Source organism: Glaciecola nitratireducens FR1064, assembly GCF_000226565.1.
Lineage (GTDB): Bacteria > Pseudomonadota > Gammaproteobacteria > Enterobacterales > Alteromonadaceae > Glaciecola > Glaciecola nitratireducens.
This window is the reverse complement of sequence record NC_016041.1, coordinates 2,998,512-3,019,594: the sequence shown is the minus strand read 5'-3', so window position 1 is coordinate 3,019,594 and position 21,083 is coordinate 2,998,512. Positions and strand designations below refer to the sequence as shown.

Below are 21,083 nucleotides of genomic sequence, written 5' to 3'. Positions count from 1 at the left end.
CTAATTAAGTCAAATAGCAGCGCTGTGCATCTCCATGCATATTAATGCCAAAATATGACAAGCATTGTTAACTTTTTTCGATTTCTACCATTAAGTCATCGGTAATGTCTTCTATTGCTAGTTTTACTTTATCTAAGTCCATTTGAGGCGACACTGAAACAACGACTTTTGCGGTAAAAAGGGGGCTGCCCCAGTTTGGCGCACTTTCGCACTGCGTGGTCATTTCAACAATATTAATATCAAAGGACTTTAACGTTGAAGTGATATCACTGACAATACCTCTTCTGTCATTGCCGGTGACCAGAATAACGGCTTTTGAATCAAGTGAACTCTCGAATGTGTCAGTAGGAATGAGCGTGATATGTAAATCCGCGAGTTGATGACAGGCATGAATTAACTCATTATGTTTTTCTTGCGGCAGCATAACTTCGATAAAGCCAGCAAATTGTCCCGAAAGTTGACAAAAACTACTCTTAAGCCAATTCCCTTCAGCATCAATAATGCACTTAGCGATCGCGTCAACTAAACCGGGTTTGTCTTTACCAATTAAAGTGAGTACCATTGATTGCATAATAGAATTTTCCTTAACTATTGATTTGTTTTGAGTATAGTGCTTTAGTAGCGCCAAGTCATTCCGTGTTTTCTAAGCAATTTAATATTCTAAATGAACCAGCAAGAACAACATCAATTCAACACTCGCAGATTCCGCAAAGATTGGGTAACGCAAAAGGTGGTAACGGGCTTTGGCTGGTTAGTGTTGGCTACGTTTTTGTTGTTGATTTGGCATATATTCAGTAACGCCTTCCCTTTATTTAAGTCTCCTAAACTCGTTTTAGAAAATACGTCTTTGCTCGCAGAAACAAGTAAATTGTCAGGCATCGTAGAGTTGAACAATGGCGTTCATTATGTAGCTATCGATAAATGCGATCTGATCTTATTGAACGCATCGGCCTCTGGGAATGAGTCAACAGAGCTTATTGAAGTTAAACGCTTTCCATTTACTTGCCAACATCAAATTCTAAGTCAAGATCAGGGCGACTTAAGTTATATCGGCGTGGTGTCGCCCAATAATTTATTTGAGCTATATCGTTTATCTCACGAAAAACAGCAATATAGCTTAACGCTGGAAAGCTCTATTGGTTTAAACCCAAAGACGATTAACAATGAAAAGCCATCTGCTGAAAAGCTGAAGTGGGAGTTTTCAAAGTCAGGCAATTTTGTCATGCTAAGCCAGCTTGAAAATTCTACGCTCAACACGTATTGGTTTGATAAAAAACACCCTTCTTCTTTTCAACATTTCATTTATCAAGATGTCGTTCAATATAAAAGTATACCTAGGTCTCGGCAGCTGCTGGTAATATCAAACAATATTATGTCGCTGTTTAATAGTACCAATGAGGTCATTGATCAGCAGCTCTTATCTCGTGATGTCGCGCGAATCTTTCTGTCTCGCAGCCAACGTTCATTCTTCACCCAAGATCCACAGCACGTGTTAAGCAAATGGATAATGTTGAATGAGCAAGGGGATTTTGTTTTTCGGCATAATGAAGCTGACATTAGCGAACTCGACGAAGCAATTGAATATATGGCTTTTGATAGCGATTCTAACGCTGCACTGGTTTTTTCAAAAGCGGGTAATACTGCGTTTGTTAATCGTATGACAAATGAGTTATTTCGTTCTCAAAACTTAGCATTTCCCGCGTCGGGTTTGCAATGGTTTGGAGACCGTCTTTATGTATTTCAGGGGAATAAAATGCATTCTCTTGATATACAAAACTTGCAAGGCATCACTACCATTAAGAGCTTGTTCTCGGAAGTCTGGTATGAAGGTTACGAGGAACCAGCATACGTATGGCAAACAAGCAGCGCTACTGAAAACTATGAAACCAAATTTAGTATCGTGCCGTTAATAGTAGGTAGTCTGAAGGCCTCATTTCTTGCTCTGTTTGTCGCCATTCCGCTCGCCTTAGGTGCAGCAATATACACATCATATTTTGCCGACCCAAGTGTACGCCAGTATCTCAAACCAACAATAGAGATGCTTGAAGCTGTGCCTTCGGTAGTGATTGGTTTTATCGCTGCAGTTTGGATGGTGCCGATAGCGGAAGAGTTTTTACTGTCAGTCATTCTGTTTATCGTGTCTCTCCCTGTTTTGCTAGTGACAGCAGCGTTATTGCAATCGAGAATAGCAAACATATTGGATGATAAATTTGATCGACGTTGGGAAATTCTTGTCATTGCTTTAGCCGTGGTGCTGTTAGGGCTATTTTGTTTTTCACTCAGCGATGTCTGGCGTTTTATGTTATTCGGTGCTCCAGAGTTAGGTGAACAGGCTGACACTATATTAAATATATCAAAAACAACAATAGTTGTTGCCATTGCGCTAGGTGTTGCTATCTCGCCAAGCATCTATTCCTTAGCTGAGGATGCTTTATTTGAAGTGCCTGAAAGTATCAAACAGGCCTCCTTTGCATTAGGAGCTACTCGGTTACAGACACTGCGCAGGGTGATTATAGCGGTTGCGTTGCCGAGCATTCTCTCTGCCATTATGCTGGGATTTGGTCGAGCTTTCGGTGAAACGATGATCGTGCTGATGGTAACTGGAAATACACCTATAAGTGATTGGAATATCCTTGAGGGCCTGCGTTCGATGACCGCCAACTTAGCAATTGAGCTGCAAGAGTCTAATGTAAATAGTAGTCATTTCAATACCTTGTTTTTAACCGCTAGTATTCTGTTTATTTTTACTTTTATTGTTAACACTGCGGCAGAAATTTTACGCAAGCGATTGCGCAAGGTGTACACGGATGCGTAAATTAAGTGCAAACGATAAGCAAACCATTTCGAGCTTCTCGAGCGGCCTGAGTGCTGCCATTTTGCTAATAGTATTAATCAGTTTGGTGTCTTTCATTGTATTAAAAGGCTCCGCCTATTTCTGGCCGGTGCAAGTATATGGAGTAACTACCTACAATGCGGACTACAATCACATTGATGGTGCTTCTGACCATGCATTAGATTCGGCGCGACGTGCTTTTGTGCCAAGTGCGCTTGATATTGATGAGTTTAATGAGGCTCTAGCGAATAAACTCAGCGCGCAGTTTGCCGGTTCGAATTTACCAATGCCTCGAATCGTTATAGAGAAGGTCGATGCTATCTATCAGATTAATTTGTATTCTGGTGCAATTCAATACGGAAATTTTCAGCAAATAAGTACGCCGGACAGTGAACGATATCAGCTTGACGAATTGAATAATGTTGTCGCTGATGTGGCGATTTTTCAAAATGAGCTGCGCGATATACAAAACAATTATTTGAGCATTTTACATCGTGATATCGCTCAACTAAATCAATCCGATGTTAGCGAGCAGGCTCCCGCTCGACTGAAGGAGCTGGAACAGTTTGAGTATTGGCAGCAAAAAGCGGATGTATTGAGTCAAAAAATAGCGTCTTATCATTTGGTGTTTATAGATGCCTCTGGGCAGCCCTTCGATATACTTGTAAAAGATATTCGCCTGCTTTTTCAACCTAATATGATGAATTTATTCGACAAAGTGTCCTACAGTGGCAAAAAGATTATAGAGTTTGTGTCGGATTCTCCAAAACAAGCATCGACTAGCGGTGGTGTTTTCCCTGCATTATTTGGGACGGTAGTAATGGTGTTACTGATGGCAGTTATTGTTGCTCCTTTTGGTGCAATGGCCGCTATTTATCTGCACGAGTACGCACCGAATAATATGACAACGTCAATTATCCGAATTTGTGTTAGCAACATGGCGGGTGTGCCGAGTGTTGTATATGGCGTGTTTGGCTTGGGGTTCTTTGTATATACACTTGGAGGTTCGATAGACACACTGCTATTCAGTGACGCATTGCCTTCGCCTACGTTTGGCACTCCCGGTTTGTTTTGGGCTGCATTAACGATGGCATTGTTAACGCTTCCTGTTGTGATTGTTTCTACCGAGGAAGGTTTGCGCCGAGTTCCAGAAGGATTGAGAGCCGGGAGTTACGCGTTGGGCGCAACTAAAATTGAAACTATTTGGAAGACGGTGTTGCCCGTTGCCAGCCCAGGTATAATGACGGGAGTTATTCTTGCCATTGCCCGTGCTGCTGGAGAAGTTGCGCCCTTAATTCTTGTCGGTGCGGTAAAATTTGCGCCGAGTCTGCCGGTGGATGCTGAATTTCCGTTCGTACATTTAGAGCGTCAATTTATGCATCTAGGGGTTTTCATATACGACGGTGCATTCCACAATCAAACTAATACACAAGGTTCATCGATGATGTTTGCGAGCTGCATGTTGCTGCTGTTAATCGTTTTCATCTTAAATTTATTTGCTATTATCGTGCGTAATAGACTGCGCGCTCGATACGTTCGCATGTAGTCTTGCGGTCTGTAATTATCTGCTCGCTAAAGAAACCGGTGGAAATAGCAAAAGATGGCCACAATGATGGTCAAAATATAAATAGTCACAGGAATAGTAAACAACGCCCATGTTAAAACTCTTTGAAACTGAAACTCTGTCTCTTGATGATCTTACCGATGAGCAAACAGCCATCAAAGTGCAGGATTTCAGCGTGTGGTTAAATGACAGTCTCGTATTGAACAAGATCAATATGTGCATTCCGAAAAATAAAATCACGGCAATGATCGGGCAAAGTGGCTGCGGCAAATCAACCCTGTTGAGCAGTTTAAATCGAATGAACGAACTCAATCAAAAGTATGCTTTTAGTGGCGAAGTATTGTTAGACGGGCGTGACATTTACAATAAGAAGGAAAATGTCGCCAAGTTGCGCACGACAGTTGGGATGGTTTTCCAACGACCAAATCCATTCCCAATGAGCATATATGAAAATGTGTGTTTTGGACTTCGAATTCAAGGCAAAACTGAACGCAGAATGCTTGATGACATTGTTGAACGTTCTCTGCGCAATGCGGCACTGTGGGACGAAGTAAAAGACCGTTTGTTTGATTCAGCACTTTTGCTCTCAGGTGGCCAGCAGCAGCGTTTAGTTATTGCAAGAGCACTCGCACTGAAACCTGAAGTGCTGTTACTTGATGAACCGACATCGGCGCTTGATCCGCTGACCACTTTGCATATCGAAGAACTTATTAATCAACTCAAAAAGACAACAACAGTGATTATTGTTACACACAACATGCAGCAAGCGGCGCGGGTTTCTGATTATGCTGCGTTTCTGCATCAAGGCGAGCTTATCGAATATTCCGATAGCGATTCGTTATTTACCATGCCAGATAAAAAACAAACTGAAGACTATATAACCGGCCGCTATGGTTAGTTAAGGAACGCATTAATTCATGAAGCGACATTTAGAGTTAAATACGCACATATCGGGCAAGTTCAACCAAGAGCTTGAGAACCTGACCAACTCTGTTTTGACTATGGGAGGGGAAGTTGAGCAACAGTTAATTGATACGATTACTGCGATCCGTGAAAACAATGCGAGTTTGGCTGAGCGAGTCCTGCTAAACGATTTAAAAGTTAATTCGATGGAAGTGCAGATAGACGACGAGTGCATGCGGATTATCGCTAAACGAAATCCAACCGCTAGCGACCTTAGGTTAATCATGACAGTTTCTCGAGCCACGACTGATATTGAACGGATTGGTGACGAAATATGTCGCATCGCCAAACTGGTCACTAAAGATAGATTGCCTCCTTCCGATGTGGTCCTCAGCGGTTTACTGATGATTGCTGAGAAAGTCGTTTTTATGATGCGCGGAACGTTCGATGCATTTGCCCGCCAAGATGAGAAGTCGGCGATTGCCGTTTATGAACAAGACGACAATATAGATAAAAAACATAAAGCATTGCTCAAACAAACGGCAATTGAAATGCAAAATGATCCGACAGAAATGCAAACTTGGTTTGATGTACTTTGGGCAATTAGGTCATTGGAACGAATTGGAGATCGCTGTAAAAACTTGTGTGAATACATACTCTTTCTTACCTACGGTAAAGATGTTCGGCATTCTTCGATGAAAAAAGTCGTTAAAAAATTAATGAAATAATGAAACAAATAATCGATTTTCTAAATTTTTATACTTTTGTACGCTTGCGATCATTCTCGCATGTTGTAACATAGCCGCGTCTTAATCATGAATCACAACTATGATTTTTAATTTCCCTTACAATTTTATTTTCGGACGCTTAGTGCGAAGTTCAAGCAATACAGGCTTGTTCACAATAAAATCATCGATAAAAACCTCACCTCTAGGCTTTTTAATATTATGGATATAATCACCAGTTACGGTTTGCTACTAGTACTTATGGCGGCAGTTGTCGGCTTTTTTATGGCTTGGGGCATAGGTGCAAATGATGTTGCAAATGCAATGGGCACCTCTGTAGGTTCAAAAGCAATTACGCTTAAACAAGCTATCATTATCGCAATGATTTTTGAATTTGCAGGCGCTTATCTTGCTGGTGGAGAAGTCACATCGACTATCCGAAAAGGCATAATTGATGTTGCTTATTTTACTGATATTCCTGAATACTTGGTCTTAGGGATGATAGCCTCGCTACTCGCGGCGGGTATCTGGTTAGCTGTCGCATCTTACTTTGGATGGCCAGTGTCCACCACTCACTCCATCATCGGTGCTATTGTCGGCTTTACCGCTGTAGGTGTCAGTCCAGAAGCTGTCGCATGGAGCAAAGTGGGTGGCATTGTGGGCAGCTGGGTAGTGACGCCAGCAATCTCAGGTATCATCGCCATACTGATATTTATTAGCGCCAAAAAACTCATTTTAGAGCGCACAACACCGCTGATCTATGCTGTTAAATATGTGCCTATCTACATGGGGCTTGCTGGTTTCATTATGTCGTTAGTGACCATTAAAAAAGGTCTTAAACATGTTGGTCTAGGATTGCCAACAGAGCAGGGCTACATGTTAGCTGTTGCCATCGGTGTAGTAGTGGGCTTGATCGGTATGGTTTTAATACGCCGTCTACACGTTGAAAAAGCAGCAACTACTGAAGAACAAACCATAAGCGTTGAAAAAATATTTGCTATTCTAATGGTACTTACTGCCTGCTGTATGGCATTTGCTCACGGTTCGAACGATGTAGCAAACGCAATTGGTCCTTTGGCTGCTGTTGTTAGCGTTGTTGGCAATAATGGCGAAATTTTGAGTAATGCCGCATTAGCATGGTGGATTTTACCGCTTGGTGGTTTAGGTATCGTGGCGGGTTTGGCACTGTTTGGCCATCGCGTCATGAAAACGATAGGTCAAGGAATTACACACTTGACGCCGAGTAAAGGCTTCGCTGCTGAGTTAGCCGCGGCCACAACGGTATTGATTGCATCAGGCACGGGCCTTCCCATATCTACGACACAAACACTCGTAGGTGCAGTGTTGGGTGTAGGTATTGTACAAGGTGTCGCTGCATTAAACGGAAGAGTTATCCGCAGTATTATTGTGTCTTGGGTCGTAACGCTGCCTGCTGGCGCCTTATTATCAATTTCTTTCTTCTTTATTTTAACATTTGCCTTTGGTGTATAGTTTTCAATTGGTATAAACTTCCCGAATGAAACTACCCAACTTAAAACACCTTTATTACCTCACAGTGCTGCATAAAGAGCAGCACTTTCTTCGTGCCGCAGAAAAATGCAATGTTAGTCAGTCAACATTAAGCGCTGCTGTGCAGAATCTTGAAGACAGCATCGGTCAGCAGCTGCTCGAGCGAGAGCACAAAAATTTTGTGTTTACTGATTTTGGTGAAGCACTGGTTGAAAAAAGCAAATTGCTGCTCAGTCAAACACACGAATGGATCGAGTTTGCAGAGTCGGCGGGGGATTGGAAGTCAGGTACATTGAGGATTGGTGTCATACCAACAATTGCACCCTTCCTATTTGAGGGCTTGATTAAAACAATCCATGCGAATTTACCCAATATCAACTTGCAGTTACGTGAAGATACTACCGACAATTTACTCGGCAGTTTAGGGGATGGCGAACTCGATTTGCTTATTCTCGCACTTCCAATGCAAACACCAGGTTGTCGTCAGCTCATTTTGGGGCATGACCCATTTCATTTGATAGCACACAAGAACAGTGCCATTGACCTAAAAGTAGCGCCGTCAGTTGATTCTCTTCCAAAGGACAGTATCTTTTTACTGCAAAAAGAGCATTGTTTGACGGATCATGCTGTCAGTGCCTGTGGTTTGAAGCACAAAGAGCAAGTGAACTCGCTAACTGCAAATAGTTTACATACGCTCGTATCACTGGTTAATTGCGAAATGGGCTACACATTTCTACCCGAAATGGCATTGCAAAAAAATATACTGAATGCTACAAACGTTGTTAGCTTGCCGGCTGAAGACAACGCTTTTAGAGATATCGGACTCGCATGGCGCAACGGAACAACGCGAATTCAATTGTTTAGGCACATCGGTAAAATGGTGGCGCCTTTGCTGCCGCAGCCGATTGATATTTTTTAACTAGAAAAGTTCGTGTTGATTCGTGTAGAACATATGTTTGGTGCATGTCATTAGAGCTTAATTAGGCCGTCATAAGATTGTCATGATGATTTGCCAAAATGCTCTTGTTAAGAGCACGACTTTAATCATGCTAGGTTGTTATTGAACAGACAATCTATTTAGTGGTATCGTCTTTAATATAATAGAAATTTGAGGGAACAATAAATGTTACAGTCAAAATTTAAAATTAGCCTACTAGCGATTGCTATGGGTTTTGTACTGACAGGATGTGGCTTAGATGGTGATGATGGTGTCGTCGGCGAAGCGGGCTCTCAAGGTCCACAAGGCGAGCCAGGTGCTGATGGTGCCGATGGCCAAGACGGCCAGGACGGTCAAAGTGGTCAAGACGCTTCGACCGGTGTGACGCTTTCTCTAGTTGCTAGAGCATTTCTAGGCGCTCAAGGTTCAGCTGAAATTGTTCAATATCACAAAGAAAGTCAGACCATTTACGCAACTAATTCTGCTACAAACAGTATTGCAATTATTGCAGCCGGCTCTATTACATCCGCAGACCTCACCAATCCGATCAACTCCATTAATTTGACTGTGGCATCGATTAATTTACCTGCTACAGCCGGCACGGTTCCGCTAGGTAAGGTTACGAGTATTGCAATTTCTGGTGATTTGTTAGCTGTAGCGGTTCCAGCCGCGACAAAAACAGACAACGGCTTTATCCTGTTTTATAACGGTTTAGCAAATAGTGCACCGGCATTTTTAGATAGTGTAGAAGTGGGCGCATTGCCAGATTCAATCGCGTTTACACCAGATGGTGGAAAGCTAGTTGTGGCAAATGAAGGTGAGCCCAACGGCGACTATTCAATTGACCCTGAAGGCACATTATCTGTTATCGATATTCTTGCTAATGGTGAACCAGAAGAAACCGCAGACACCGTTACATTTACTAGCCTCAATGGAACTCAGGCTGAATTAGAAGCGCAAGGTATGCACTTTCCAAATCCAGACGGCTTGACTATAAACGGTAATGCAATAACTACGACAGTTGCTCAAGACCTCGAACCGGAATATGTTTCAACGGCCATCGGCAAAGCGTATGTCACGTTGCAAGAAAATAATGGCTTAGCCATATTAGATCTTGAAGATCTGTCCGTACAAGTTATTGGTTTAGGCAGCAAGAGTTGGTCAGGTTTAAATTTTGACGGACAAGAAAACGGTGCTGTAAGCTTTGCTAAATATGAAGGTTTAAACGGCGTTTATATGCCAGATAGCATTGCAAACTACGAGTGGAAAGGCGCTACGTTTCTAGTCACCGCTAATGAAGGCGATGCAAGAGAGTACTTCTTTGACGTTGCTGACGAAGAGGCCTGCACAACAGCAATGGGTCAGTCATATGACGCTGAAGCAGGTTGCTTGTCTTATTCTGACGAAGTGAAGTTAGAAGACCTAACGGCACAAGCAGGTTCTGCACTTGAAACCTTACAAATGGACGGCCGCTTAAACGGCCTGCGAGTAACTAAGGAACTAGGTGATGCAGACGGCAATGGTGAATACGAATCAGCCTACACTTACGGCGCTCGCTCATTTACTATATGGGACCAGAACGGCCTCGTAGTATTTGACTCAGCTGATGACCTAGAACGGATTACTGCATCGGTACATGGCGCTCAGTTCAATAATGACAATGACGTAAACGAAGGTGACTCTCGTTCAGAAAACAAAGGCCCAGAGCCTGAAGCGCTTACAGTAGGCACTATTGGCGCGCGCACATACGCGTTCATCGGCGCAGAGAGAATGAGCGGCATTTTTGTATATGACGTGACTAACCCGTTTGAAGCATTTTTTGCTGACTACATCATTAATCGCGATTTAACTGAAGGCAGCACTGCAAACGACGTGATTGGCGACCTTGCCCCAGAAAGCATCGTTTTTGTTCCAGCTGAAGACAGTGCAACAGGCGAAGCGTTAATTATCGTAGGTAACGAAGTTAGCGGCACGGTTAGCGTGTTTCAAGTAACACCCAACTAAGTAATAAAAGCTAATAAAGCGCAACCGCCTTCGGCGTTTGCGCTTTTTTTTGTCCAAATATCTAACTCTACATATCTTCTGCGGTCTGCCCCAGTAAGTCATAATCACTGGTAAGATCTCCTAATATACGCGGCTTATCCTCCACCTAAAAACATCGACACAAGTGAAACCTACAACATAGCAAGCATTCCCTTTAAGCCTGCCGCTAGAAAGTGTCAATCGGCAGGACGCCGATTGCCAAGCGCCACATGGATGTGCTCGAGCGACTTTCTAGCGGCAGGCTTAAAGGGAATGATTGCGGTGCCAAACCGAAGAACGATGGACGATGACACGGATACAAGCGATGCCAAACCGAAGAACCTTGCACGATGGCATGGATACATATGGTGCAAACCCGGCGAACTCCTCTTGTATGCCAGGAACGCTTATATTTTCGCAAGGAAGCGTTCGACGAAATGCACATACACGCAATGCATCCGTTGTATTCAATTTAGTTTATGCAATAATGACAAAAATGTAATAAAGCGCTAAGCTAACGCAAAAAAATAAAAGGTTGAGCACATGACACGACAAGTGGTTATTAGTGGTACCGGACTGTGGACACCGCAGCACAGTATTTCTAATGAAGAGCTAATTGATAGCTATAATGATTACGCGGACAAATTCAATGCTGAAAATGCAGAGAAAATAGATGCCGGCGAGATTAGTGCCAAGCCACATTCAAGCGCCGAGTTTGTTGAAAAAGCTTCAGGTATCAAAAGCCGTTATATTTATGAAAAAGAAGGCGTATTAGATATTAATCGAATGCGTCCCGTAATTGCTGAGCGCAATGACGAGCAAATTTCAAATCAGGCTGAGATTGCTGTTGAAGCCGCGAAAAAGGCCATGAAGGCAGCTAACAAAACAGCGGAAGATATTGACGCTGTTATTGTGTCTTGTGCTTATTTGCAGCGCTCATATCCGGCTATTGCTATTGAAGTTCAGGCTGAGTTGGGTATAGAGGGCTTTGGGTTTGACATGCTTGTTGCATGCTCTGCAGCAACCTTTGGTATGCATCGCGCATATGAAATGATCAAGGCTGAAACAGCCAAAACGGTATTAGTAATAAATCCCGAATTGGTATCTCCGCAAATTAATTATACCGACCGTGACAGCCACTTTATTTTTGGCGATGTTGCGACCGCTATTATTTTAGAGTCCGAAGAAACAGTCACTAGTGAGAATGCATTCAACGTGCTTTCGACTAAAGCATTCACTCAGTTTTCTAGTAATATTCGTTCAAATCACGGTTACTTGAATCGTGCAAATGATACTGACCCCTATGGTGCTGATAAGCTGTTTCATCAAGAAGGGCGAAAAGTATTCAAAGATGTTTGTCCATTGGCTGCTGAACACATTAGAGAGCACTTGGCTAAACACGATTTACTTCCTGAAAATCTAACACGTTGGTGGTTACACCAAGCAAATATCAACATGAACACGCTAATTAGCAAGCGTTTGTTGGGACGTGAAGCAACTCGCGAAGAAGCGCCAATTGTACTCGACCGTTATGCAAATACCGCTTCAGCGGGTTCGGTCATTGCCTTTAACTTGCACAATGAAGATTTAGCGAAAGGTGATTACGGCATTCTTTGTTCATTTGGGGCTGGCTATTCGATCGGTAGCTTGTTAGTACAAAAACGATAATGTTCGCCGACTTAGGATATGCAATTGCAGCACTAGGGTACTTTGCTCTGTTGCTGTTGCTTTTTACAGGACGTAAATCCGGTATTGCCAAATACCTTTTAATAGCGGCCACCCTGACGACCTGCTTGTGGGCAGCAAGTAACATAAGCCTGTTAGGTTGGCAAACACACATCAGTCATTTTTTTACCGCTGATGCCCTGCGCCAGTGGATATGGATGCTGTTTCTAGCAGCTTGCTTGCGGTCCGATTTTAGCTCGTTTAAAGAAATTATTCTGCGTCCTACTAGTCTGTCGCTGTTAGTTTTACCGACAGTGGCCGTTATCGCTGGTGCAAGCTCAGCACTGCCTTATTTATGGCAGTATTCATTACATACCTTAATTGCCCTGCAGATGCTTATTGTGCTGGAATTAGTGTATCGCCAGTCTGGTGAACAGAAGTGGGCGTATAAACCTCTAGTACTATTTTTAGGTGCTCTGAGTTTGTTCGATTTTGTAACCTACGCAAATGCGACAATGATTAATCAAATTGGTGAAAACTACGTGTATGCCCGAGGTTACATTTACGTCGCGCTGCTGCCGTTTTTGATCCTTGCAATTCGACGCATTAGCTATTGGGGCGTTGCCATTTTCGTGAGCCGAGATGTTGTGTTGCACAGCACGCTGTTGTTGGTCGCTGGTGGTTATTTGTTTTTAATGGCATTGGTTGGCTATTTAGTTAAGTTCTTAGGTGGCTCTTGGAGTTACCCACTGCAGTTTGTGCTTGTCGGCGTCTCCTTGCTTTTATTAGTTAGCCTATTTTTGTCGCATAATTTTCGTACCAAAATAAAGGTATTTATAACTAAACACTTCTACGCAAACCAGTTTGACTATCGAGTTGAGTGGGTGAAACTCACCAATATATTAAGTGAACAGCAAGATAGTTTAACTGACGCGTATCAAATGTCGCTGAATGGAATGCTTCAGGCGGTAGAGTATGAGAGTGGCGTACTATTGAAACTGAACAAAAATGGGTGGCAGCAAGTTTCGGCAATTAACGTTGCAGACAGGCGAGACTACGATCTCGCAAAAGTAGATATTTTGCAGTCATTTTTTGATCAAAAAGCGTGGATAATCGATATCGGTGAGCTTCGCGTTAAACCGCATCAATACGAAGAGCTCGAAGATAAAACATATTTTATGGAATCATTTGATTATCAGCTAATAGTTCCGATCTTTAGGCATGAGAAATTATGGGGAATGGCACTCCTTGATGCAGAAAGCGACCACGTAAAGTCACTAAATTGGGAATTGCGCGACTATATTAATGCAGTAACGGCTCAGCTTTCTAACTATATCTTCCAGTTTGAAGGTGCTCATGCATTAGCTGAGAATGCACAATTTGCAGCCTTCAGTCGAATGTCCGCTTTCGTACTACATGACTTAAAAAACGTAATGGCGCAAATTGATCTCATTCTGGCGAACGCTCAACAGCATAAATCTAACCCAGAGTTCATAGACGATACCTTTGAGACACTTGAGCATACTAAAAGCAGGATGGACAAGATGCTTAAGCAACTAACGGAAAAGAAGACCAGTGAACGCCAACGTCAACTTCAGACCGACGTTGCGGCTATTTTGACAAGCGTTGTTGAACAACGTTGCCAAGGCTTTAAACCGCTGCCGATAGTTGAGAGCGAGTCAGCGTTATTAGTGCAAATAGATGCCGAAAAGTTTGCTAATGTCATGTATCATCTTATTAGCAATGCACAACAAGCAACCGCTGATAATGGTGAAGTCAAAATTCAGGCATCATTGACAACCGTGAACGAGCAAGACTTTATTGTCGTTAAGGTTATCGACACGGGCGAGGGGATGTCGGCAGAGTTCATAGAAACTCGCTTGTTTAAACCTTTTGATACCACCAAAGGCAACGCGGGGATGGGTATTGGCGCTTACGATGCTAAGAACTACATCGAAGAGATTGGCGGTGTGATTTCCGTTGAAAGTGAAATTGACCAAGGAACGGTATTTACGTTAAGTATTCCCGTGATGGATTAACACAAGGCGTTATGATGGATAAAGTATTAGTAGTTGATGATGACTTAGGTATTCAAAAGCAATTAAAATGGGCATTATCTGAATTCGATACAGTTTTTGCGGGTGACCGCAGTTCGGCAATAGCCCAACTTAGACGATTCGAACCCACCGTTGTTACGCTTGATTTAGGCTTACCACCCGATCCTGCTAATGCCTCTGAAGGCTTGAAAACTTTGCAAGAAATTATGGCATTGGCACCGCGCACCAAAGTTATTGTGGTAACTGGAAACAATGAAAAAGAGAACGCGCTTAAAGCTATCGACATGGGAGCTTACGATTTTTATCAGAAGCCCATTGATTCAGACACCATCAATATATTGATAAAGCGAGCATTGAAATTAGCTGAATTAGAGAATGAGAATCGACTGTTAACGCTGTCTAGTCCTTCTATGGGGCGCATCATCGGAAACAGTGAAGCGATCCAATCCATCAGCCGTAAAGCAGAAAAAATTGCACTTACCGATATTACCGCCCTTTTATTAGGGGAAAGTGGCACGGGTAAAGAAGTATTCGCTAGAAGTATTCATGAGCATAGCCACCGCAAAGCAAAGCCTTTTGTAGCAATTAACTGTGCATCAATTCCTGAAAACTTGCTTGAGAGTGAGCTGTTTGGCTACGAAAAAGGAGCCTTTACTGGCGCAAATAAAACAACCTTAGGTAAAATTGAAACGGCTCAAGGCGGCACGCTATTTCTCGACGAGATTGGAGATATGCCTTTGGGTCTGCAGGCTAAAATGCTTCGATTCTTGCAAGAGCGTGTTATCGAACGAGTTGGCGGCAGAAGCGAGATAGCCGTAGATATTCGGGTTGTTTGTGCTACACATCGCGACTTGCAAAACATGGTAAAAGAAGAAACCTTCCGAGAGGATTTATTTTACAGGGTCGGGGAAATCATTATTTCTATTCCACCATTGCGTGATCGCGATGAGGATGTCGTGTTGTTAGCAAAAACCTTTTTGAACCAATACAAAGAGGAGTATGGCACTAAAACAAAAGGCTTTAGTGATGAAGCCGTTGACGCCATGTTGAGCCATTCTTGGCCCGGTAATATTCGAGAGTTGCAAAATAAATTGAAGTCAGCCGTGGTGCTAGCCGAGGGTACAGTCATCAATGCCGACGATCTTGGTCTCATGATTAAAGCGAAAGAATCAGAACCGATGGTGCTAAACCTTCGTGAGGTGCGGGAGCAAGCCGAGAGTAAAGCTATTCGCCGAGCTTACAATCAGTCAGAACAAAATATTTCTAAAGCGGCAGAGCTGTTGGGCGTTACAAGACCCACACTTTACTCGCTAATTGATAAATATCACTTGGAAGATTTGAAAACACACACCCAAGGATAAGTCATATTATTTGAGCAAAAACCATGGTGTTTGCTCAATATTTTTACTTGAGGATTATGCGTAGTGAACTCGTGAGTCTTGTGATTCTGCGTGTTCATATCGAACAATATCAGTAAACAGGCTGCGAAGCTCATCTGCTGCTTTGCCTTTTGGCTCGCACTCGAGTACGGATCGCCCTGATTCTTCGCTGTCATCGTAGATATGGCGCTCGTGCAGCACCTGTTTTGCAATCGGAATATCGTACAAACTTGCGCTTTGTTTCGCTTCTTCAACTCGAGACTGCTGGTTTGGCTGAGAAGGGCATTGGGTAAACACAATGAGCGCTTCCAACTGCTGATTCACCATTTTACAGCTCTGCACCATTTCATCTAAATGAATGAGTGTTTTTAAGTCTCGACGTTTAGGGCGCATCGGTAAGAGAGCGACATCAGCAGTAGACAGTGTCGAGCGCAAAGCCAACATATCCTGTGCGCCACAGTCAACAATCACATACTGATACTGGCTATTATAACCCAGCAAATGATTTCGAATTTTGCCATTTAGCTGCACACAATCAATTGGGAGAGCATTCAGATTATTATTTCTCAACTTAATCCAATCAGCCGTTGTTCCCTGTGTGTCGCAGTCTACTAGCAACACTGTTGCCACTTTTTCCACGGCTAAAAAAGCAGCTAAGTTTTGCGCAATACAGCTTTTACCGCTACCGCCTTTTTCACCACCGACTAAAATTATCATAGTTCATCCTTCCCAAATAGTATTAAGGTTAATACTTTGTTAACCAACAAAATTATCCTATACCTACTTACTTATGTGATATCGGCCTATTAAAAGTTACACCTTTACTGGCTTTATTGTGAATATCTATTAATATTCACGGATGTAACTCAATACCCTAAGTAGAGGAATAATATGGCTCAACCAACAAGTTTACCGAATCAAGAAGGCAAGAAAGTCCCCGACGTCACTTGGCCTGTGAGGAGTGGAGACGAATGGAAGAAAATGTCGTCAAAAGAAATCTTCAGCGGTAGGAGGGTTATCTTATTCTCTCTTCCAGGCGCTTTTACCCCGACATGCTCATCTACCCATTTACCGCGTTATAATCAATTAGCTAGCACCTTCAAGAAGCTAGGCATCGACGAAGTCTGTTGTATGTCGGTCAATGATACATTCGTTATGAATGCGTGGCTTGCTGACCAAGAAGCTGAAAACATTACGGTTATTCCAGATGGTAACGGTGAATTTACTCATGGTATGGAAATGCTAGTGGATAAAGGCGACATTGGCTTTGGTAAAAGAAGCTGGCGCTATTCCATGGTAGTTGATGATGGCGTGGTAGAAAAAATGTTTATCGAGCCGAATATACCGGGTGACCCATTTGAGGTGTCTGACGCTGATACTATGCTTGCCTACCTTTCACCAGGAGCAAAAGCACCAGAAGAAGTGTCACTGTTTACTAAGCCAGGTTGTCCGTTCTGTGCTAAGGCTAAAGTCATGCTTAAAGATTCAGGATATGACTTTGAAGAGATCGTGCTAGGAACTCAAGCGACGCTTGCTTCATTAAAGGCAGTGTCTGGTCGTGATACGGTTCCACAGATATTTATTGGCGGTAAGCATATTGGCGGCTCTGAAGAACTTGAAGCTTATCTAAAGAGCGTCTAGCTCGACTCACTGATTAGCAAAACCTATTTATTTCAAGGCACATGTTTAAAGACTGTGCCTTTTTTGTTTTTGCAGAGGATAAAATGCCGTAGACTCCGCAACATAGTATTTAGCATAAACCCAGCTAGAATTAAAAAATGCATAGACAGGAATAATATTTGATGGGATTTAGTATCGCGAAAATGACGAGTTTTAACCATATTAAAGCCATAATCTTTATTGTATTTGTAGGCTTTTGGAATACTGCTGTTCAAGCGCAAGAGCCTGAAGGTAGCCGACTTGCTTTGCCGGTGCAGCTTTTTGAAGATTTTTCGACTCTCTATCAAACAGAATTGGGAAGCGTCAAACCTTGTGAAGACAGTGTAGGCTTGTATGAATACAAAGTGTGTTCACCGGCACTGCGAAATGAAGGCAATTCTCCATTTATTCTGTATTCGAAAGGCACGCCTAGTCAAACCGGTAAACGGCAGCGCGCCCCGATCGTAGTGCTCTTTCATGGTCTATCAGACTCGCCATTTTCGGTGCGTGGAGTGGCGGAACATTTGAATAGTATGGGCTTTACAGTAGTCGCTCCGCTTAATCCGGGCCACGGCAAATTGAATGCAGCGAGCGATATGCGCGATCCCAATTTACAGCAACGCTGGTACATGCATGTTAATAGCATCATGGAGCTGGTTAGCTCTTATTCAGAAAAAAACTACATTGGTGGTTTTTCAACAGGGGGAACACTCGCAACTCGATACATGCTGCTGCATCCAGAAGAGGTAGATGGTCTGTTGTTGTTTTCCGCTGCGCTGGCACTCTCTGATAGCGCAGAGAATCTAGGCAAAATATGGGGAATGAAGTGGATTGCTAAAATTGTCGACGGTGATTTTGTTAGCGCGGGCCCACATCCTTATCGTTATCCTGAGGTAGCGGGTTACGCTGGACTAACGCTTGCGGATGTTATTTTTGAAGTGCGTGATTTATTGGACAGTAGCACCGTTTCAAAGCCAATTTTTGTTGCGCACTCTCTTGCCGACATTATAGCGCCTTACTCCGGAGTCGAGGCGCTAATGAGCAAGGTTAAGGGTGATCATCAGGTTTTCACCATTGATAGCTCTTATGACACCTGCCATCAGGATTTGGTCGTGAGTCCTATGATGATGGTTGGTCTTAAAGTAGATAAAACGCAGCTCAACATCAGTGAACGCTGCGCAGTGCCAAAACCTAATCCTTTATTTAACAATATGATGGCAATGTTAGATTATTTTTTTGTTCAACAGTTAAAAGGTAGTTAGGCTTGAAAAAGGTTCGCTTTGACTTAAAGTATGAAAATAAAAGTGAAACCAGTATTTCTGTCGTCGAAAGGTACAGACGAGCAATTGAGCAGGAATATCGAGACAGCGGTTGGGAGGGCAGTTGGGATAACAGCCTTGCTCTGGTTCATTATCGAGGTGGCGAAGAAGAATTTCGACTAGGAAAAGCCTATCTCTGCAGTGACGATCCACTCGACCGGACAGTTGGTGCCGACATATTAGGCCAATTGGGCTGGCGCGACGAAACGTTTTTAGACGAGAGTGTCAGTTTACTCATATCGGCACTAAAGGATAAAGTTGATAGTGTTGTTTATTGCGCTTGTGTTGCTCTTGGTCATCGCTCTGATCCAAGAGCAATCACTCACGTTATTGAACTCGCAAAAAATCCTAGTACAGAAATTAGGAACGGAGTCGTATTTGCATTGCTAGGTCACACCTCGAAAGAAGCTATCGATACGATGTTAATGTTAACTTGCGATGATGATCCAGAGACGAGAAATTGGGCGATGTTTGGATTGGGCACACAAATAGACACGGACACACCTGAAATAAGAGAAGCACTAGTGAAAGGCACGTCTGACGATGACAGCGAGATTAGAGGTGAGGCATTAGTCGGGCTGGCAAATAGAAAAGATCATAGAGCACAAGAACTGCTATTAAATGAATGGAAAACTTACGAAGACGTTAGTATTTTGAGCGTCGAGGCCGCTGAGCTAATAGCAAGTCCAAGATTGTACTCTAGCTTATTAGAATTGTCCGCAACCTTGGATTTAGAGGATGACTTCTTTTTTGAGTCACAGCTGCAGCTTGCAATCGAAGCTTGTAAGCCTCAAATACTCAAGGCTGTTTAAGCAAATTATCGCAGGCAGTGCCTTTGATATACTAAAAGAGTGCTGCTAAATGTCAGTGCTCTCGTCTTTGTTACTTGCATCGCCTGCATGTTGTTCAGCTTTCTTGACGCGTATTTTAACACCGTCAAGTTCAATGTTATTGAGTTTACCGATCGCTATTTTAGCTTCACCATTTTTTGGCATTTCAACAAACGCAAATCCTTTCGATTTGCCCGTCGCTTTATCCATCACGACACTACAAGATTGCACTGAGCCAATCTCGGTAAAAAGCGCGTTAAGCGACTCTTGGGTTGTAGTTCGTGCTAGATTTCGTACGATTAGTTTCATTGCGAGATACCTCTAAATTAATTTACGCGATTATACATTAACAAGGCGAGTTTGCTGCAACTAAAGTTAACACTGCCTTCAGGTTTTATAAACCGATGGCAGTGCAGATTATCTTTACTTCAGTTGTTGCTAATTTGCTTTCGCAACCGCCTCAACGTCACGCCATACGCGCAGCACGTTTTCGTTCAGGATCTTTTTAATGTCGTTTTCGGAATACCCGCGCTCTAGTAATCCTTCTACCAAGTTCGGAAAGTCAGAAACATCTTTGAGATTAATCGGCAATGAGTCGCCCACACCATCGTAATCAGAGCCGATACCAACATAGTCAATCCCGACTAACTGTACCACGTGGTCAATATGATCAAGCACAATTTCAAGAGTGGCAAATGGGTAAGGACTTTCAGTGTTATATTTTTCCTCAAAGTCTTTAACTTCTTGACTATCTTTACCAAACACTTTGGCTAATTCGTCTGCTTTTTGCGTTCGGTTGTCACGCCATGAGCGTGCTACAGGGCTCACAAAGCTTGAGCCGAAGTTAATCATAATAACGCCTTGGTTTTTTGCTAAGGCTTTAATCATGTCGTCGTTCATATTGCGTTCAAACCCAGGCGTAAACGTTCGTAACGATGAATGTGACGCAATGACAGGGGCTATGCTTATATCAACTGCCTGATAAAATGCAGCGTCTGATACGTGTGAGATATCAACGATGATGCCAAGTTTGTTCATTTCCAGCACCATTTCCTTGCCGAAAGGACTTAAGCCTTTCCACTGCCTACGCAGGTCGTAAGAGGAATCGCTAATGTGGTTGCTCTGGCTATGGGCCAAGGTGATATATCGTATTCCGCGTTCATGAAACATGCGTAAGGTGTCGAGAGAACCTTGCACAGGGGAACCGTTTTCCATCCCCATCGGCAGCGAAATTTTATTATCTTTGAAATTTTGCTCTACATCGGCCACAGAATATGCCAACGCAAATTTATCGGGAGCACGGCCCACAATGGCTTCAACATAGTCAATTAACCTGTGTGCCAAAGCTGTCGACTCAGGGGAGTTATCCAAGCTTGCAGGGACGTAGATGGACATAAAAGGCGCATTTAAGCCTCCTTCGACTGCTCTTGGGTAATCAAAATCGCCATCTTCTGTACTTTTTGTTACGTCTACCCATTGATTTTGCAGTCGGTAGGGCACATCTATATGTCCATCAACAATAATATTTTGTTGCGTGATTCGTTTTGCTGCCTGAGCGTTGGTTTCGTTAATTGGTGCTGAGACTGTTGCATTGCAAGCAGTTAGCATTAGTGATGACAGTATCGTCAAGATAGCGGTGGATTGTTTTCGCATTGGCAGTCCTTTTGGATTAGTTATTTTA

17 protein-coding genes are annotated in these 21,083 nt (G+C 43.0%); 13 read left to right on the top strand and 4 right to left on the bottom strand.

Annotation, left to right across the window (positions count from 1 at the left end; all coding sequences use genetic code 11):
• Nucleotides 1–67 precede the first annotated feature (67 nt).
• Entirely contained in the window at nt 68–571 is a 504-nt protein-coding gene (locus GNIT_RS12950; RefSeq protein WP_014109694.1) for a glycine cleavage system transcriptional repressor, read from the bottom strand.
• Between the two features lie 93 nt (nt 572–664).
• On the opposite strand from GNIT_RS12950, the gene GNIT_RS12945 reads away from it, so the two are divergent.
• The 10 genes from GNIT_RS12945 to prsR all read left to right on the top strand — a co-directional run bounded on the left by GNIT_RS12945 (nt 665) and on the right by prsR (nt 15,576).
• Nucleotides 665–2,815 carry an ABC transporter permease subunit gene (locus tag GNIT_RS12945; RefSeq protein ID WP_014109693.1) on the top strand — a complete coding sequence of 717 codons (2,151 nt, stop codon included), beginning with the start codon at nt 665–667 and terminating at the stop codon, nt 2,813–2,815.
• Complete coding sequence (gene pstA / locus GNIT_RS12940) at nt 2,808–4,379, top strand: phosphate ABC transporter permease PstA (protein WP_014109692.1); 1,572 nt, start codon at nt 2,808–2,810, stop codon at nt 4,377–4,379. Before GNIT_RS12945 ends, pstA begins: the two co-directional genes overlap by 8 nt.
• Before the next feature lie 109 nt (nt 4,380–4,488).
• Entirely contained in the window at nt 4,489–5,295 is an 807-nt protein-coding gene (gene pstB, locus GNIT_RS12935; RefSeq protein WP_014109691.1) for a phosphate ABC transporter ATP-binding protein PstB, read from the top strand.
• Nucleotides 5,296–5,314: 19 nt separating this feature from the next.
• The gene (gene phoU, locus GNIT_RS12930) at nt 5,315–6,028 is read left to right on the top strand and encodes a phosphate signaling complex protein PhoU (RefSeq protein ID WP_014109690.1); all 714 of its coding nucleotides are present in this window, start codon (nt 5,315–5,317) and stop codon (nt 6,026–6,028) included.
• A gap of 219 nt (nt 6,029–6,247) precedes the next feature.
• Complete coding sequence (locus GNIT_RS12925; protein ID WP_014109689.1) at nt 6,248–7,516, top strand: inorganic phosphate transporter; 1,269 nt, start codon at nt 6,248–6,250, stop codon at nt 7,514–7,516.
• A gap of 25 nt (nt 7,517–7,541) precedes the next feature.
• A complete protein-coding gene (locus GNIT_RS12920; protein ID WP_014109688.1) occupies nt 7,542–8,453 on the top strand; it encodes a hydrogen peroxide-inducible genes activator in 912 nt (303 codons plus the stop codon).
• A 204-nt stretch (nt 8,454–8,657) separates the two neighbouring features.
• Entirely contained in the window at nt 8,658–10,475 is a 1,818-nt protein-coding gene (locus GNIT_RS12915) for a choice-of-anchor I family protein (protein ID WP_014109687.1), read from the top strand.
• Nucleotides 10,476–11,036: 561 nt separating this feature from the next.
• Complete coding sequence (locus GNIT_RS12910; RefSeq protein WP_014109685.1) at nt 11,037–12,161, top strand: beta-ketoacyl-ACP synthase III; 1,125 nt, start codon at nt 11,037–11,039, stop codon at nt 12,159–12,161.
• Nucleotides 12,161–14,197 carry an XrtA/PEP-CTERM system histidine kinase PrsK gene (gene prsK / locus GNIT_RS12905; RefSeq protein ID WP_014109684.1) on the top strand — a complete coding sequence of 679 codons (2,037 nt, stop codon included), beginning with the start codon at nt 12,161–12,163 and terminating at the stop codon, nt 14,195–14,197. The genes GNIT_RS12910 and prsK overlap by 1 nt, the downstream gene beginning before the upstream one ends.
• Before the next feature lie 11 nt (nt 14,198–14,208).
• Nucleotides 14,209–15,576 (top strand): PEP-CTERM-box response regulator transcription factor, encoded by a 1,368-nt coding sequence (gene prsR / locus GNIT_RS12900; protein WP_174268980.1) that lies wholly within the window; start codon nt 14,209–14,211, stop codon nt 15,574–15,576.
• Between the two features lie 54 nt (nt 15,577–15,630).
• Here prsR and GNIT_RS12895 read toward each other — a convergent pair whose 3' ends face one another.
• Nucleotides 15,631–16,311 carry an AAA family ATPase gene (locus tag GNIT_RS12895; RefSeq protein WP_014109682.1) on the bottom strand — a complete coding sequence of 227 codons (681 nt, stop codon included), beginning with the start codon at nt 16,309–16,311 and terminating at the stop codon, nt 15,631–15,633.
• Nucleotides 16,312–16,485: 174 nt separating this feature from the next.
• On the opposite strand from GNIT_RS12895, the gene GNIT_RS12890 reads away from it, so the two are divergent.
• The 3 genes from GNIT_RS12890 (at nt 16,486) to GNIT_RS12880 (ending at nt 19,384) form a co-directional block, all read left to right on the top strand.
• Entirely contained in the window at nt 16,486–17,235 is a 750-nt protein-coding gene (locus GNIT_RS12890; RefSeq protein WP_014109681.1) for a glutathione peroxidase, read from the top strand.
• Between the two features lie 161 nt (nt 17,236–17,396).
• On the top strand, nt 17,397–18,515 hold the full coding sequence (locus tag GNIT_RS12885; protein ID WP_014109680.1) for an alpha/beta fold hydrolase: 1,119 nt from the start codon (nt 17,397–17,399) through the stop codon (nt 18,513–18,515).
• 2 nt (nt 18,516–18,517) lie between these two features.
• On the top strand, nt 18,518–19,384 hold the full coding sequence (locus GNIT_RS12880) for a HEAT repeat domain-containing protein (protein WP_014109679.1): 867 nt from the start codon (nt 18,518–18,520) through the stop codon (nt 19,382–19,384).
• A gap of 45 nt (nt 19,385–19,429) precedes the next feature.
• Here GNIT_RS12880 and GNIT_RS12875 read toward each other — a convergent pair whose 3' ends face one another.
• On the bottom strand, nt 19,430–19,711 hold the full coding sequence (locus GNIT_RS12875; RefSeq protein ID WP_041246428.1) for an RNA recognition motif domain-containing protein: 282 nt from the start codon (nt 19,709–19,711) through the stop codon (nt 19,430–19,432).
• 129 nt (nt 19,712–19,840) lie between these two features.
• Complete coding sequence (locus GNIT_RS12870) at nt 19,841–21,055, bottom strand: dipeptidase (RefSeq protein ID WP_014109677.1); 1,215 nt, start codon at nt 21,053–21,055, stop codon at nt 19,841–19,843.
• Between the last annotated feature and the right edge of the window lie 28 nt (nt 21,056–21,083).

Coding starts and splice junctions, on each gene's coding strand:
- GNIT_RS12945 (WP_014109693.1), top strand. CDS start 665: ATGAACCAGCAAGAACAACATCAATTCAACACTCGCAGATTCCGCAAA.
- GNIT_RS12895 (WP_014109682.1), bottom strand. CDS start 16,311: ATGATAATTTTAGTCGGTGGTGAAAAAGGCGGTAGCGGTAAAAGCTGT.
- GNIT_RS12950 (WP_014109694.1), bottom strand. CDS start 571: ATGCAATCAATGGTACTCACTTTAATTGGTAAAGACAAACCCGGTTTA.
- GNIT_RS12875 (WP_041246428.1), bottom strand. CDS start 19,711: ATGAAACTAATCGTACGAAATCTAGCACGAACTACAACCCAAGAGTCG.
- prsK (WP_014109684.1), top strand. CDS start 12,161: ATGTTCGCCGACTTAGGATATGCAATTGCAGCACTAGGGTACTTTGCT.
- GNIT_RS12890 (WP_014109681.1), top strand. CDS start 16,486: ATGGCTCAACCAACAAGTTTACCGAATCAAGAAGGCAAGAAAGTCCCC.
- GNIT_RS12910 (WP_014109685.1), top strand. CDS start 11,037: ATGACACGACAAGTGGTTATTAGTGGTACCGGACTGTGGACACCGCAG.
- pstB (WP_014109691.1), top strand. CDS start 4,489: ATGTTAAAACTCTTTGAAACTGAAACTCTGTCTCTTGATGATCTTACC.
- GNIT_RS12885 (WP_014109680.1), top strand. CDS start 17,397: ATGGGATTTAGTATCGCGAAAATGACGAGTTTTAACCATATTAAAGCC.
- GNIT_RS12870 (WP_014109677.1), bottom strand. CDS start 21,055: ATGCGAAAACAATCCACCGCTATCTTGACGATACTGTCATCACTAATG.
- phoU (WP_014109690.1), top strand. CDS start 5,315: ATGAAGCGACATTTAGAGTTAAATACGCACATATCGGGCAAGTTCAAC.
- GNIT_RS12920 (WP_014109688.1), top strand. CDS start 7,542: ATGAAACTACCCAACTTAAAACACCTTTATTACCTCACAGTGCTGCAT.
- prsR (WP_174268980.1), top strand. CDS start 14,209: ATGATGGATAAAGTATTAGTAGTTGATGATGACTTAGGTATTCAAAAG.
- pstA (WP_014109692.1), top strand. CDS start 2,808: ATGCGTAAATTAAGTGCAAACGATAAGCAAACCATTTCGAGCTTCTCG.
- GNIT_RS12925 (WP_014109689.1), top strand. CDS start 6,248: ATGGATATAATCACCAGTTACGGTTTGCTACTAGTACTTATGGCGGCA.
- GNIT_RS12915 (WP_014109687.1), top strand. CDS start 8,658: ATGTTACAGTCAAAATTTAAAATTAGCCTACTAGCGATTGCTATGGGT.